Raw genomic sequence first — 1,497 nt, forward strand, 5'->3', positions numbered from 1 at the left:
AACTAGTACAACATCCCGTAAATAGGTTGAATAATTAACTACCTCGGTTATCATGACGGGATGAGCCGAGGCCGCCATGCAACGCCAGTGAAACTGGCGAACAAAGAAAGACAGGAACTGCTAGCGCTGATCGAGCGGAAGACGGCGGCGCAGCGAGATGTGATGCGGGCACGCATCGCGTTGTGGGCCCACGAGGGCCACTCCAATACGGTGATTGCGCGGGAACTGGGTGTCTCGGTACAAACGGTCTGCCTGTGGCGCAAGCGCATTGCCCAGCAAGGTGCCCAAGGCATTCGCGAGGGCGAGCGCAGTGGCCGTCCGCCACGCATCACGCATGAAGCGCGGCTGCAGTTGATTGCGCTGGCGTGTGAAACGCAGGAACCTGAGGGAGAGGTCACCCCGACACTCGACGAGATTGCGGCGCGCGCCGTGGAGCGCGGCGTCGTCGAACAGATCAGCCGCAGCCATGTGCAGCGCATTCTGCAGGCCGGCGACGTGCGTCCGCACCGGGTCCAGCAATGGCTACACAGTCCGGACCCGGCCTTTCGCGAGAAGGTCAACGGGATTTGCAAACTGTACCGCAAGGCCCCCAGAAACGCGGTGGTGCTCAGTATCGACGAGAAGACTGGCATTCAGGCCATTGAGCGCAAGCACCCGGGACGTGCGCCCGCGCCCGGACGGCTGCGCCGTCGTGAGTTTGAATATGTTCGTCACGGCACCCAGGCGCTGATTGCCGCGCTCGATGTGCATACCGGACAGGTACTGGCAGAGTGCCGCGAGCGGCGTACCCAGAACGATCTGGTCGCCTTCATGGAGCGCGTGGCAACCGCGTACCCGGACAAACAGGTGCACGTTGTCTGGGACAATCTGAACACGCATCGCGCCCAGGCCGTCTGGCATGCGTTCAACGAGCGGCACGGCAAGCGCTTTCACTTGCACTTCACGCCGTTGCACGCAAGCTGGGTCAATCAGATCGAACTCTGGTTTGCCCGCTACACGCGCCGGGTGCTGCGCCATGCGAGCCACACCAGCACTGCGCATCTGTGCGAGCGCACCGAGCAGTTCATCCGCGCGCACAATCAGGCCGCATGCCCCTTCAAATGGAGTTTCCGGGGCTATCCGCTGCAAAGCGGCGCATCGTAATCGAGGGATCGACATGCCAGCTTTATCCACCAAACATTACGCTGCCGAACTGCAGCGTCAACTGCGCAGCCTGCTCGGCCATGAGCAGATCGTCACGCAAGCCTACGGGCGTCACCTGCTGATCAAACGTCTGGACGATGAGGAACCGACCGTGGTGGCGCGGCTGAGCGAGCTTGGCCGCAATCGTTATGGCGCGGCCTTTCGCAGCCATAGTGGACGTTGGGAACCTCTGCCCGGCGCCGGGTCGCTCGACGAGATGGCACAGCTGGTCGTCACGCTCCTGGAGCCGTATTTGCAACCCGATAATTAACGAGGCTAATTATTAAAGCTATTTAAGCGATGTTGTACTAGTAC

General features: G+C 61.1%; 2 protein-coding genes. Both read left to right on the forward strand.

The genetic code is table 11. From position 1 onward, the window contains the following. The first annotated feature begins 60 nt into the window (after window positions 1–60). On the forward strand, window positions 61–1,143 hold the full coding sequence (locus ABH944_RS44565) for an IS630 family transposase (protein ID WP_404615828.1): 1,083 nt from the start codon (window positions 61–63) through the stop codon (window positions 1,141–1,143). A 13-nt stretch (window positions 1,144–1,156) separates the two neighbouring features. After that, a complete protein-coding gene (locus tag ABH944_RS44570; RefSeq protein WP_404615830.1) occupies window positions 1,157–1,453 on the forward strand; it encodes a hypothetical protein in 297 nt (98 codons plus the stop codon). Window positions 1,454–1,497: the final 44 nt, after the last annotated feature.

This window comes from Caballeronia udeis, assembly GCF_044909315.1.
GTDB lineage: Bacteria > Pseudomonadota > Gammaproteobacteria > Burkholderiales > Burkholderiaceae > Caballeronia > Caballeronia udeis_A.

Coding starts and splice junctions, on each gene's coding strand:
- ABH944_RS44565 (WP_404615828.1), top strand. CDS start 61: ATGAGCCGAGGCCGCCATGCAACGCCAGTGAAACTGGCGAACAAAGAA.
- ABH944_RS44570 (WP_404615830.1), top strand. CDS start 1,157: ATGCCAGCTTTATCCACCAAACATTACGCTGCCGAACTGCAGCGTCAA.